Below are 13,711 nucleotides of genomic sequence, written 5' to 3'. Positions count from 1 at the left end.
CGCTGGCAGCAAATATTTGTAGTTTTGCTACTAAAGAATGTAACCAGGGAGCTGAAACGGCCGTCGAAATGTAGTAAAACTACACAGAGCCGGGCCGACACCTGGTAAAACCTAAGAATTTTCGTGCCCGCTCACAAAGCAGGACACGATCCTGGCCTCCGATTCTGGAAGCCTTTCCGCCCTGGAGCAAGCTATGCAAGACCTTGATCCCGTCGAAACCCAGGAATGGCTGGACGCCCTGGAATCCGTCCTCGACCGCGAAGGTGAGGACCGCGCCCACTATTTGATGACCCGCCTGGGCGAATTGGCTACCCGTAGCGGCACCCAACTGCCGTACGCCATCACCACGCCATACCGCAACACCATCCCCGTCACCCACGAAGCACGCATGCCTGGCGACCTGTTCATGGAACGCCGCATTCGCTCCCTGGTGCGCTGGAACGCGCTGGCAATGGTGATGCGCACCAACCTGCAAGACCCCGATCTAGGCGGCCACATCTCCAGCTTCGCCTCGTCGGCCACGCTCTATGACATCGGCTTCAACTACTTTTTCCAGGCGCCAACCGAGGAGCACGGTGGCGATCTGATCTACTTCCAGGGCCACGCCTCACCGGGTGTTTATGCCCGTGCCTACATGGAAGGTCGCATCAGCGAAGAACAGATGAACAACTTCCGTCAGGAAGTCGACGGCAAGGGCCTGTCGTCCTATCCGCACCCCTGGCTGATGCCCGACTTCTGGCAGTTCCCGACCGTTTCCATGGGTCTGGGGCCGATTCAGGCGATCTACCAGGCGCGCTTCATGAAGTACCTGGAAGACCGCGGCTACATCCCGGCCGGCAAGCAGAAGGTCTGGTGCTTCATGGGCGACGGCGAGTGCGACGAGCCGGAATCGCTTGGCGCGATCTCCCTGGCCGGCCGCGAGAAACTCGACAACCTGATCTTCGTCATCAACTGCAATCTGCAGCGTCTCGACGGTCCGGTGCGCGGTAACGGCAAGATCATCCAGGAACTCGAAGGCGTGTTCCGCGGCGCTCAGTGGAACGTCAACAAGGTGGTCTGGGGCCGTTTCTGGGACCCCCTGCTGGCCAAGGATACCGACGGCATCCTGCAACGCCGGATGGACGAAGTCATCGACGGCGAGTACCAGAACTACAAGGCCAAAGACGGCGCCTTCGTGCGTGAGCACTTTTTCAACTCGCCGGAACTCAAGGCCATGGTGGCCGACCTTTCCGACGATGAAATATGGAAGCTCAACCGCGGCGGCCACGACCCGTACAAGGTGTATGCCGCCTACCACGAAGCGGTTAATCATAAAGAGCAGCCGACCGTCATCCTGGCCAAAACCATCAAGGGTTACGGCACCGGTGCGGGCGAAGCGAAGAACACCGCGCACAACACCAAGAAGGTCGATGTCGACAGCCTGAAGAAATTCCGCGACCGCTTCGACATTCCGGTCAAGGACGACGAGCTGGAAACCCTGCCCTTCGTCAAACCTGAAGAAGGCAGTGCCGAATACAAGTACCTGCATGGCCGTCGCGCCGCCCTGGGTGGCTTCGTGCCGCAGCGTCGCGCCAACAGCTTCAGCATTCCGACCCCACCGCTGGATACGCTCAAGGCCATCCTTGACGGCTCGGGCGATCGTGAAATCTCCACCACCATGGCCTTCGTGCGCATTCTCTCGCAGCTGATCAAGGACAAGGAACTGGGCCAGCGCATCGTGCCGATCATTCCGGACGAGGCGCGCACGTTCGGCATGGAAGGCATGTTCCGTCAGTTGGGCATCTACTCCTCGGTCGGCCAGCTGTACGAGCCGGTCGACAAGGATCAGGTGATGTTCTACCGCGAGGACAAGAAGGGCCAGATCCTTGAGGAAGGCATCAACGAAGCCGGCGCCATGAGTTCGTTCATCGCCGCGGGCACCAGCTACAGCAACCACAACCAGCCGATGCTGCCGTTCTACATCTTCTACTCGATGTTCGGCTTCCAGCGCATTGGCGACCTCGCCTGGGCCGCCGGCGACAGCCGCACCCGTGGCTTCCTGATCGGCGGCACCGCTGGGCGCACCACGCTCAACGGCGAAGGCCTGCAGCATGAGGACGGCCACAGCCACATCATGGCCGCGACCATCCCCAACTGCCGCACCTACGACCCGACTTACGGCTACGAGCTGGCGGTGATCATCCGCGAAGGCACGCGGCAGATGATGGAAGAGCAGCAGAACATCTTCTACTACATCACCGTGATGAACGAGGCCTACCAGCAGCCGGTCATGCCGGCAGGCGTGGAAGAAGGCATCATCAAGGGCATGTACCTGCTCGAAGAAGACAAGAAGGAAGCCGCGCATCACGTCCAGTTGCTCGGCTCCGGCACCATCCTGCGCGAAGTGCGCGAGGCGGCGAAAATCCTCCGCGAGCAATTCAACGTCGGCGCCGATGTATGGAGCGTCACCAGCTTCAACGAACTGCGCCGCGAAGGCCTGGCCGTTGAGCGCCGCAATCGCCTGCATCCGGGCCAGAAGCCCAAGCAGACGCACATCGAACAGTGCCTGAGCGGGCGTAAAGGCCCGGTGGTTGCCAGCACCGACTACATGAAGCTGTTCGCTGAACAGATTCGCCAGTGGGTGCCGAGCAAGGAGTACAAGGTGCTGGGCACCGATGGCTTCGGCCGCAGCGACAGCCGCAAGAAACTGCGTCACTTCTTCGAAGTGGACCGCAACTGGGTGGTTCTCGCCGCCCTTGAAGCCCTGGTCGACCGTGGCGAAATCGAAGCCAAGGTGCTGGCTGATGCCATCACCAAGTTCGGGATCGACCCGGAAAAACTCAACCCACTGGACTGCTAAGGAGCGAAGAAATGAGTGAATTGATTCGCGTACCCGACATTGGCAGTGGCGAGGGCGAGGTCATCGAGCTGATGGTCAAGGTCGGCGATCGCATCGAAGCCGATCAGAGCCTGCTGACCCTCGAATCGGACAAAGCCAGTATGGAAATCCCGGCGCCGAAAGCCGGGGTGATCAAGAGCCTGAAGGTCAAGCTCGGCGACCGCCTGAAAGAAGGCGACGAGCTGCTCGAACTGGACGTCGAAGGCGCAGCCGATGCGGCACCCGCCAACGAAAGCAAAGCAGCCGCCGCTGAACCAGCCAAACCTGTCGAAGCGGCCGAGGCCGCAGCGCCTGCAGCGGCAGCGGCACCCGCCGCTGCCTCGGTGCAGGATATCCACGTGCCGGATATCGGCTCGGCGGGCAAGGCGAAGGTTATCGAAGTGCTGGTCAAGGCCGGCGATACGGTCGAAGCCGACCAGTCGCTGATCACCCTGGAATCGGACAAGGCCAGCATGGAAATCCCTTCGCCGGTTGCCGGCGTGGTGGAAAGTGTCGAGGTCAAGCTGGATGCCGAGGTCGGCACTGGCGACCTGATCCTCAAGCTGAAAGTGACGGGAGCTGCGTCAGCCGCCGCACCCGCACAGCCCGCAGCGCAGGCTCCAGCGGCAGAGACGCAAGCAGTTGCGCCCACCAAGGCGGCGCAACCGGCGCCCGCAGCAGCGGCACCAGCTGCTGCGTCGGCACCGAGCGGTGCCAAGGTCCACGCCGGCCCGGCGGTACGCCAGCTGGCGCGAGATTTCGGTGTCGAGCTGACCGCCGTTGCTGGCAGCGGCCCGAAGGGGCGGATTCTCAAGGAAGACGTGCAGCTGCACGTCAAGGCGATGATGCAGAAAGCCAAAGAGGCGCCGGCTGGCGCAACTGGCGGCGCTGGCATTCCGCCGATTCCGACGGTCGACTTCAGCAAGTTCGGTGAAGTCGAAGAAGTGGCGATGACCCGCCTGATGCAGGTCGGCGCCGCCAACCTGCACCGCAGCTGGCTCAACGTGCCCCACGTGACTCAGTTCGACTCGGCTGACATCACCGAGCTGGAAGCCTTCCGTGTCGCGCAGAAAGCCGTGGCGGAAAAGGCCGGGGTCAAGCTCACCGTACTGCCGTTGCTATTGAAAGCCTGCGCCTACCTGCTCAAGGAGCTGCCAGACTTCAACAGCTCCCTAGCACCGAGCGGCAAGGCGATCATCCGCAAGAAATACGTGCACATCGGTTTTGCCGTGGATACTCCGGAGGGCCTGCTGGTACCGGTGATCAAGAACGTCGACCAGAAGAGCCTGCTGCAACTCGCCGCCGAAGCCGCCGCACTGGCGGAGAAAGCCCGCACCAAGAAACTCGCGGCCGACGATATGCAGGGCGCCTGCTTCACCATCTCCAGCCTCGGCCATATTGGCGGCACCGGCTTCACGCCGATCGTCAACGCGCCGGAAGTGGCGATCCTCGGCGTCAGCAAGGCGACCATCCAGCCGGTGTGGGATGGCAAGGCGTTCCAGCCCAAGCTGATGCTGCCGCTGTCGCTGTCCTACGACCACCGGGTGATCAACGGCGCCGCCGCCGCACGCTTCACCAAGCGCCTCGGCGACGTGTTGACAGATATCCGCACGATGCTGCTGTAACGCCCCCGCATTACTTTCGAGCACGCCACGCTCGTACCTCGACCCCGCCCAATAAGCGGGGTTTTTTTTGCCTGTTCATCAGGTTTGCAGTACGGATGCGGCGGGTTTCAGGGCGGTACGCGGTTATGCATCCTCAGCTATCAATCCGCTAATGGCGTCAGCCTTTCTGCACGTTGCGAATCAGGAAACTTAGCGCTTTGGCTAATTCCGCAGCGCCGTCATGATCGCGCACTATAGTTAACAACGAGCCGCCGTCGGCAGGGTTGGCGAACTCGCAACTGATGCCCTGCGCTGGGCAGTCGTATTTGATGTAGGGGTCGGCGCCGAACAGCATGATCCGCCGGTTGCGCACCGATACGCCGGCACTGTCGGGATCGCGGCGCTCTTCCCGCAGGATCAGCTCGCCGGAGGCGCCTAAACGCAGTTGATAGAGCAGGTCGTTGCGCTCGGTCTGCCCGACTTGATAAGCAGCTCGCAGTGCATAGGTTTTCAGCAGGTCGTTACTGTGTGCAAGCAAGGCCTGACGCTCGTCTTGGGTCAGGTACAGACGTTTCAATTCGGACAGATAGCGGGCTTGCTCGGAACTGCTCAAGCCTGCGGCTGGCTCGGCGGCCAGAAGCGGATTAGCACCAAGGCAGACGGCCAGGAGCGCTGTGTTTATTAGTTTTCTTGTCAGTCGCAATTGCATGATGCACCCTTACTCATCGCTATAGTGAAGTGAGCTGAAACCCTTGCCTTGGTCAGCATACTGGAAGCCAGCCACCTGATGAAAAGCCATCCCGATGCCGCCAATGCTTTAGCGGCCGAGGTTGTGACACAGTTGCCAGTCCCATCGCGGCTCGGCATGCTGCGTTTCGAGCGGCTCAACGAAGCCAGCTGGACCCTGCTGTTCCTCGATCCAGCCTGCGAACGCCAGTTGGGCGTGGCGGCCACCGAGCTCTGCACGCTGCTCGAGTCGCCCTACGCCAGCCTGATGGAACCTCAGGCGCGCCATCAACTGCACGAAGATATTCAGCTGCAACTGGCGCAAAAACCGCAGTACCTGGTGCATTACACGCTGCACACCCCCAAAGGCGCCTTCAGCCTGATGGAGGTCGGCGAGCCCTATAAGCAACGCGGCCGCTATCTGTTGCGCGGCTACCTGCTGATCACCGGCGCCTCGCCGAACCCCACGCCGCACGCCAACCCACCGCAGCTGGCGACCCATCAGCAAAGCGAATTGCAGCAGGCGCGCACCCGTGCCCAGCAGAACCTGATCGTGCGCCTCGCGCGCCAGCGCTACAACGCGGCCAACCCGCTGCACGAGGCGGCCCAGCACATCACCCAGGCGGCCTGCGAAACCTACGGCGTGGCATGCGCAAGCATCTGGGATCTGCATGGCCGGCAGTTCGAGCCCATCGTGATGTACCGCGCCGATACCCAGCGCCATGAGCATCCTGGGCCGATCGATATCAGCCGTTACCCGGCCTATCTCGAGGCACTTCAAGGTGGACGGGCGATCGACGCACATGACGCTCAGACGGACCCACGCACCCGCGAGCTGAATGACGACTACCTGCTGCCTTTGAACATCGGCGCAATGCTCGACGCCAGCATTCGTGTCGATGGCGAGGTGGTTGGCGTGCTGTGCATGGAGCACGTCGGCGCACCGCGGGTCTGGCTGCCGGATGAAGTGGCCTTCGCCGGCGAGCTGGCCGACCAATACGCCCAGGTCCTCAGCAATCAACAGCGACGTACCACTGCGAGCGCCCTGCACCTGTTCCAACGCGCGGTGGAGCAAAGCGTCAGCGCCTTTATCCTGGTGGATCGTGACGGTCGGGTGGAGTATGTGAACTCAAGCTTCACCGCCATCACCCAGTACAGCGCGGACGACATCAAGGGCAAGCACCTGGCGGAGCTGCCGGCCCTGGAAAACCTCGACGAACTATTGGAGACCGCCCGCAACAGCCTTGCCGAGCACAACAGCTGGCAGGGCGAATTCAAGAGCAGCCGCAAGGATGGCCACCCGTACTGGGCCCAGCTGTCGATATCCAAGGTGCATGCCGATGACGGCACGCTGACCCATTACATCGGCATCTATGAAGACATCAGCAAGAACAAGCAGGCGCAGCAGCGCATCGAGCGCCTCGCCTATAACGACAGCCTGACCGGCCTGGGCAATCGCTTCGCCTTTATCCGCAGCCTGGATGCGCACTTCGCCGAACGCACTACCTCCCCCGTCAGTCTGCTGCTGGTCGACATCGACAATTTCAAACGAATCAACGACAGCCTTGGTCACCAGATTGGCGACAAGCTGCTGGTCACCCTGGCCGAGCGGCTGCGCCACCACCTCAAGAGTCCGGGCACCCTCGCCCGCTTTGCCAGTAACGAATTCGCGCTGCTGATGCCGGTCGCCGGCTTCGAAGCGGCCCAGCAACTGGCGCATCAGGTGCAGCACAGCCTGGACCAACCGATGTTCGTCGACAGCCACCTGATCAGCATCACCGGCTCGCTCGGCCTGGCCTGCGCCCCGGAACATGGCCATGACCCGCAGACCTTGATGAAGCATGCAGGGCTCGCGCTGCACAAGGCCAAGGCCAATGGCAAGAATCAACTGCAGGTCTTCAATGAAGCGCTCAACGCCGAAGCCAACTACAAGCTGTTTCTAGAAAACAACCTGCGCGGCGCGCTGGAGCAGAACGAGCTGGAGGTGTTCTACCAGCCCAAGCTGTGCCTGAAGACCGGACAGCTGCTCGGCCTTGAGGCGCTACTGCGCTGGAATCATCCGGAAAAGGGCATGATCCGCCCGGACCAGTTCATCAGCGTGGCCGAAGAAACCGGCCTGATCATCCCCATCGGTAAATGGGTGGTGCGCCAGGCCTGCCGCATGAGCAAGCGCCTGAGCAAGACCGGCCTTGGCGCGCTGCAGGTAGCGATCAACCTGTCACCCAAACAGTTTTCCGACTCCGACCTGGTCGGCTCCATCGCCGCGATCCTCCACGAGGAACAACTCGACCCCGGCCTGCTTGAGCTAGAACTCACTGAAGGCCTGCTGCTGGAAGCCACCGACGACACCCGCCATCAGCTCAGCCGCCTGAAAAGCCTCGGCCTGACCCTGGCCATGGACGACTTTGGCACCGGCTATTCGTCGTTGAGCTACCTGAAGAAATTCCCCATCGACGTGATCAAGATCGATCGCAGCTTCATCAAGGACATCCCGCAAGACCAGGACGACATGGAGATCACATCCGCGGTAATCGCCATGGCTCACAACCTGAAACTCAAAGTCGTCGCCGAAGGTATCGAAACCGCCGCCCAATTGGCGTTTCTGCGGCGACATCGCTGCGATATCGGCCAGGGCTACCTGTTCGACCAACCAATTGCCGGCAGCCTGCTGGCCGCCAGCCTCAAGCGCTACCCTTGCCGGCCGTAACAAGCCCGCGCCAACGCTGTCCACTGCATATGTTCAATCTGAGGAAATGGCTCATGGTTCTGCGTTCGCAAATTCTTGCCCACAAACTCGAGCTGCCCAGCGCCGAACAGGCATTGCCGGGCCGCGAAACACCGCTATCGGTACCTGACGCCCATTTCGTCAATGGCAATCCACTTCGTGCCCCGTTCCCTGCCGGCCTGCAGCAGGCGGTGTTCGCCATGGGCTGTTTCTGGGGTGCCGAGCGACGTTTCTGGCAGCAGCCCGGCGTCTGGACCACCGCCGCCGGCTACGCTGGCGGCCACACGCCCAACCCCACATATGAAGAAACCTGCTCCGGCCTGACCGGCCACACCGAAGTGGTACTGGTGGTATTTGACCCCCAGCAGATCAGCTACGGCGCCTTGCTCAAGGTGTTCTGGGAAGCCCACAACCCAACCCAAGGCATGCGCCAGGGCAACGATTTCGGCAGCCAATACCGTTCGGCGATCTACTGTTACGGCCCTGAACAACTGGCCGCCGCCCAGGCCAGCCAGGTGCAATTCGAAGCCGAATTGGCCAAAGCCGGTTTCGGCCCCATCACCACCGAAATCCGCGAAGCGCCGCCTTTTTACTACGCCGAGGCCTATCACCAGCAATACCTGGCCAAGAATCCGGGTGGCTATTGCGGGCTGGGCGGTACCGGGGTGTGCTTGCCGGACTGAGTGGACGGCGACGTTAAGCAGTGAGCGATATAAGCGATAGCGAACTTATCTACATCTGTAGGCGCTGGCCCAATGTGAACACCCTGCTGGTCAAGGTTGATACTTAAAACCGAAAAAGCTTGAACACCCTGCTGGGGAAATTGATACAGCTGGGGGCACATAGACTCTCGGAATTGATTAATGACAGGACGCTGAGCACGCGGCCATCGCTCTGTGGACTGCTGGCTTCACCTGCATGGAGTCCTGGCATGCATGCCAGAGTCGGCAAAAACAATGGGGACATAATCAAAACGTTCAAGAACAGGAGTACTGATAGAGCGTTACGGCCTGGAAAATTAGCTGGACATGTTGTAACCGAGCGAGCAAAAAACACCGGCACAGGGCCGGTGTCGGAGAAGTTCTGTTTCCGTAGAAGAAAACAGCGGTCTGCCCCGTTTTTTCGAGGTCATATGTAAGACCGGCCCCCTTAGAGGTCAAAGAGATCGGGGGGCTGACATATTGAACTTTACTGATGTGTGCCCGCCATGAGAAATGGAGATCATCCAACAGGCGCTATTATCGAAGATTTCTATATCGTCACTTCCAGGATACCAAATATAGTCAAAATATCTGCATAGGTCTTTGAGTTCAATTTTGTCAACGACATCAAATCTATACCAGTTTATATATACGATGCTGTCTGGAGATATTTTGAACTGGGCCATGACCTCTTCTAACTTGAAGTCAGGTGACTCTGCATTTATGGGGAAGAAGTCTTGCTCAAGCAGCTCAAGCCTGCTTATTTCTTCCGGAAGCTTTATATTCAGATTTTCCCTGACCGACTTGAATATTTTATCTAGCACAAGGGAAAGTTCTTCTGCTGCTAGTTTTCTTATTGACGGAAATGGTGTGCCAGGGTGATCTTGGGCAAAGTTATCAATTTTATGTTGATCCATCTCTACAATCCCATAAATTTCTGCGGGACAAGCGTTGACCACCTGCCCATGGCGCGTGACTTGTAGCACTTATAGTGTGCGGTTACTCACACCACACTATCTCTGGCTCTGGTTTGGGGCAGCCAAACATGGTTGGATTTTCTTGGCATGCCTCTTCAAACCCCGGCGGCAAGATTAATGGAGGAATAATTTCTAAGATTGGCTCAACTCCTGACTTACCACCCCGGCCCTTTTTCCCGTTTGTGTAATCCCACCAATTTATATGAGGGTCGCGCTCTGGATGCCCATCTGGGCGATTGTCATGTGGAGGATCAAGTCTATATCCCTTTTTACTATCTCCGGCCTGGGGACTGCCAAACTTCCCTGGCTCCCCTTTTGGTAATTTACCACCCAAGTGTTGATGTACTTTATTTAGCGCATTCTTAATTTGGCTAATAGTTGGGGCCAGCCCCAGCGGGTCAGCGCTCGCAAGTGGATTTGCCTCCACGTATCCATAGGTATTCATGCCCCCCGCCAACCCAATCGGATCGCTTTCGACGTAGCGCCCGGTCTCGGGGTCGTAATCGCGGAAGTAGTTGTAAACTAATCTCCGGTACCACCCCTGGCCCTCTGGCTACCTACCGACCATTCAATCCCAAGAGAAGCCTACTGCGAGCGACCCAACGTCACCTCCGATTCCGGTTCTTCCGGCGCATGCAGATCGGCGTAGATGTTCTCTGCTAGCACAATATCTTCATCCGTCAGGTGCTGGAACAAGCTCGTCCGCTTACGCTTAGAGACACGTCCGCTGTTTTCGTAAATCACCGCAATAAGCAGCTCAAGATCCCGGTTCGACAGATCCAGTTCGCGATTCATTTGCTCTTTGAATCTATCGCGGCGGACGAGATGGTTGACCTCATCACGCATGAGCCCATCCAGAACTCGTGCAGCGCTTTTATTGACCTCGCCTTGCAGATCAGTGAAGTCCAGGTGGGCGAATAGATGGGCATGCGCCTCATCCAGTTCAGGGTCGCTGGCCAAGTCTCTCCGGTGGTACTGCGTAGCGCTAAGTAGCCGCCGTGACAGTGCGTCGAGCGTGCCGATGTAACTGTCCAGATTGACCAGAAGGCCGGCGGAGATGGGCATGATGATGCCCTGCAGCTTGAGGCCTTCATTGGCCAGGATGTCCTGCATGATGAAGCGGGACAACCGGCCGTTGCCGTCCATGAAAGGATGGATGTAGATGAAGCTGTGTGCGATTGCGTTTAGCTTCACTAGCGCAGGGGCGTCACTGCGCATGACACGCTCACGCATGACGAACCACTCCTCCATCATCCCAGGCACTGTTTCCGGCGTCGGCGGGATCAGGTGAATGAGATCCCCGCGGCCGAGCCAGTTCTGCAGGTGCCTGTATGCACCAATGGACGGATCGGGACGCCCCGTACCGAGAGCTATCCGATGAATCTCGAACAAAAACTCTTCGTCCAGTGGGCGCTGACCCGCCTGTTCCAGTACTCGTACAAAACGCAAGATTCGATCAGGAGCTGGGCGCTCGTGCTCGATTTCGTATGAGCTGCGAGTCTCGGTCGTCAGCAGGTACTGCGCCGCTCTAGCAATCTCGGTGACTGAGAAATCAACCATCTGGTCATGCATGCGCTCGACTATTTGCGCATTCAAAAGACTGTTGTCTGTCCAGCCCTGGCGGGTAATCAGAGCTGACAGCTGTGGCGTCCCCAGGAGATTCATCCGAACGCGATGCCTACGCGACATCTCCTCTGGGCCGGTGAAATATTTCTCCGCTGGGAGCAGGTGCTCATAGGGAATGTTCTGGGCTGTGTCGGGCAGAGGCAACTGATGGCCAGCAATATTCTCGCAGATGTACCAGAGGCGGCGCAGATAGCCGCTGGCTGGTTTCTCAACGATTGCCGCAGCCAGGTCATCTCGGACAGCGGGAATCTGGAAGGCGCGCCCCAGGACACCCAGATTTACCCCTTCGTACGAGAGCGCAAACAGCATCTGGTCGATGGGGCGGTGCTCTCTGGCGTATCCCTTGGTGAAGACCTCTACTTTCACTCCACCAGCGGACTGAGAGAGCGCTTGGCGCGAGCCTATGACACACTCATGATCAAGCGGCACACAGCGAAGATCGAGGGCGTTGATCAGCCAGCTGTATCCGGCTCGCTCAATGGGTTGCCGCATGGCGAATTTCCTATAGGAAGCGCGAGAAAACTATAATTTACACGGATTTCTGTGAAAAAGTTATAGCGCGATTGCCCGTGCCATTGTGATGCGTCACGACGGCAAAGTCGAAAAAGTTTCTCCCTAATTTCGTCGACAGCGCATTACAGATTGAGTGGCGGGCCTTCTACCCTGAGCTCCGCCACTCAGTGCCGAATCAAGATCAGCTCGACTGTGGGCCCAGGGCTGACGGATGCGTTTTGCTATACACGCCTTGAAGGTCCGTGATGGTCACGTGTGTGTATATCTGGGTGCTTTCGATGCACTTGTGCCCCAGCATTTCCTGCACATAACGAATGTCCGCCCCATTGCGCAGCATGTGTGTCGCTGTTGCGTGACGAAGCGCGTGGCAGGAACCACTTTTACCGATCCCGGAACGCCGGATGTACCCCCCAACAAGCGTCGTTAGCTTACTTTTCTGGATGCGCTTGCCAGTTATGCCCAGAAAGAGCGCTTCACCGCTGGCCATTGTCGCCAGGCTGCTTCGAACCTCGTTCAGGTACTGCTCAACCCGGTCGAGTGACTGCTGTGCAATGGGAACACGCCGATCCAGGCCGCCTTTACCTTTGCGCACGGTAACGATGTTGTTTTTGAAGTCCACATCTCGGATATCCAATCCGGCCAATTCTGCTCGGCGTATTCCTGTGGCGTAGTAAACCTCCATGATGGCCCGATCCCTTAATCCCATCCGACCCTTCGTGGTCGTCTGATGCAGAATCGGAGCAATCTCATCTTCGTCGGGGATCTGCTTGGGTATCTGGCGAGGAGCCCTGGGCAACGGAAATCTGGAGTAGAAATCCGACTGCACAATGCCGAAGTAGTGCAATCGCTTGAGCAGGCCTGTCACCGCCATTAACCGCATACGCTGCGTTGCAAGCTCCAGGGGTTCGTGGTCGTGCGCCTTGCGATAGCGATACAGGTGTTTGCGATAGCGCTCCAACAGGTCCAGATCGACCTGCGAAACATCACTGATACCCTGCGGCTCGCACCAGAGCACAAACATTTGCAGCACTGTCGTCTTGGCATACGCCGTCGCATCGCTTTGACCACGAGCCAGGCAGTCATCCACGTAAAAGGTTACACACGCGGACAGGCCGGTTGGATAAGTCTCATTGGTCATAATCACCTCCCGTTCTCTTAGGAAACACCAATGACTCCTTCAGCAGGAGTGAGAGCTCTTTGGCGGGGTCGCTAACCGTAAGGGCAAAAGCGTTGCTATCTACGCCCTGCGGAAACAGAACGAAGCGCACATCGATGTCGTTGTCAGTAAGCAGGTAGGCAATTCGCCTAGCCTCATCCAGCTCTGGCCGCGATGAACCAAAGGCGAGATACACCAGGCTGACCAGGCTGCTCTGCAGGATGCTCAGGTGCTCATCGTCAAATCCAGCGAACCCCAGAATGGCAACCACGTTGCGATATCCATGGCACCACCAGGTCAGTGCTTCTATCGGGCTTTTACAGAGAATCAGCTCAGGGAATTCGAACAGCGCCTTCTGGTTGAAGAAACCGGCTTGCTCAAGGTGCCAGTGGACGTGGTAGGCCGAGTGCGCTGTCAGCTTGGGTGTGATCCGACGGCCATATCCACCCAGTATCTGCCCGTCCTGATCGAACATTGGAAACACTAGCGCGCCACGAAACAGCTCATGCCCTGACACCTTCAGTAGGCCGACACGTTGCAGCGCACCTCTGACTGTTTCCTCCTGAAGGTAATCCAGCTTGTGTAGCTGCAACCCCAATGTGCGATCCGCAAAACCCAGTCGGAAATGGGTCAGCAGATCGGCATGAAAAAGACCTCTGTCCTGCAAAAAGGTCTTAGCCTTGGCATGGCGGCGTAAGGTCTCGGTGTAGTAGTCGACCACCTGGCCAATCATCAGACCATCAGCCATACCATCGTTGTAGGTACAGCGAACGATAGGCTGGTGGATCACTACATCTTGGTTCTGAGTTTGATGGGGTTCGTGCAT

9 protein-coding genes and 1 pseudogene are annotated in these 13,711 nt (G+C 58.5%); 4 read left to right on the top strand and 6 right to left on the bottom strand.

All coding sequences use genetic code 11. The features are described from left to right. The first annotated feature begins 193 nt into the window (after positions 1–193). Positions 194–2,839: a pyruvate dehydrogenase (acetyl-transferring), homodimeric type gene (gene aceE, locus ACX0MV_RS03405; protein WP_458981087.1), complete on the top strand. Its 2,646-nt coding sequence runs from the start codon at positions 194–196 to the stop codon at positions 2,837–2,839. Positions 2,840–2,850: 11 nt separating this feature from the next. Further along, the gene (aceF, locus tag ACX0MV_RS03400) at positions 2,851–4,482 is read left to right on the top strand and encodes a dihydrolipoyllysine-residue acetyltransferase (protein ID WP_458981086.1); all 1,632 of its coding nucleotides are present in this window, start codon (positions 2,851–2,853) and stop codon (positions 4,480–4,482) included. 157 nt (positions 4,483–4,639) lie between these two features. Here aceF and ACX0MV_RS03395 read toward each other — a convergent pair whose 3' ends face one another. After that, positions 4,640–5,170 carry a hypothetical protein gene (locus ACX0MV_RS03395; RefSeq protein ID WP_458981085.1) on the bottom strand — a complete coding sequence of 177 codons (531 nt, stop codon included), beginning with the start codon at positions 5,168–5,170 and terminating at the stop codon, positions 4,640–4,642. 78 nt (positions 5,171–5,248) lie between these two features. Between ACX0MV_RS03395 and ACX0MV_RS03390 the strand changes: the two genes are divergently transcribed. Further along, positions 5,249–7,894, top strand: a complete 2,646-nt coding sequence (locus ACX0MV_RS03390) for a putative bifunctional diguanylate cyclase/phosphodiesterase (RefSeq protein WP_458981084.1) — start codon at positions 5,249–5,251, stop codon at positions 7,892–7,894. A gap of 53 nt (positions 7,895–7,947) precedes the next feature. Further along, on the top strand, positions 7,948–8,595 hold the full coding sequence (msrA, locus tag ACX0MV_RS03385; protein ID WP_458981083.1) for a peptide-methionine (S)-S-oxide reductase MsrA: 648 nt from the start codon (positions 7,948–7,950) through the stop codon (positions 8,593–8,595). A gap of 473 nt (positions 8,596–9,068) precedes the next feature. On the opposite strand, the gene ACX0MV_RS03380 is transcribed toward msrA, so the two are convergent. The 5 genes and pseudogenes from ACX0MV_RS03380 to ACX0MV_RS03360 form a co-directional block, all read right to left on the bottom strand. Next, entirely contained in the window at positions 9,069–9,530 is a 462-nt protein-coding gene (locus ACX0MV_RS03380; protein ID WP_458981082.1) for a hypothetical protein, read from the bottom strand. 439 nt (positions 9,531–9,969) lie between these two features. Continuing rightward, positions 9,970–10,116, bottom strand: a pseudogene (locus tag ACX0MV_RS03375) (RHS repeat-associated core domain-containing protein); the annotation flags it as partial. A gap of 59 nt (positions 10,117–10,175) precedes the next feature. After that, a complete protein-coding gene (locus tag ACX0MV_RS03370) occupies positions 10,176–11,708 on the bottom strand; it encodes a Fic family protein (protein WP_458981081.1) in 1,533 nt (510 codons plus the stop codon). A 202-nt stretch (positions 11,709–11,910) separates the two neighbouring features. Beyond that, entirely contained in the window at positions 11,911–12,867 is a 957-nt protein-coding gene (locus ACX0MV_RS03365) for a tyrosine-type recombinase/integrase (protein WP_458981080.1), read from the bottom strand. Continuing rightward, positions 12,857–13,711 carry a hypothetical protein gene (locus ACX0MV_RS03360; RefSeq protein ID WP_458981079.1) on the bottom strand — a complete coding sequence of 285 codons (855 nt, stop codon included), beginning with the start codon at positions 13,709–13,711 and terminating at the stop codon, positions 12,857–12,859. Before ACX0MV_RS03360 ends, ACX0MV_RS03365 begins: the two co-directional genes overlap by 11 nt.

The organism is Pseudomonas cistanchae (assembly GCF_054483635.1).
The sequence above is the reverse complement of the archived record's forward strand: the minus strand, read 5'-3'. Positions and strand labels throughout refer to the sequence as shown.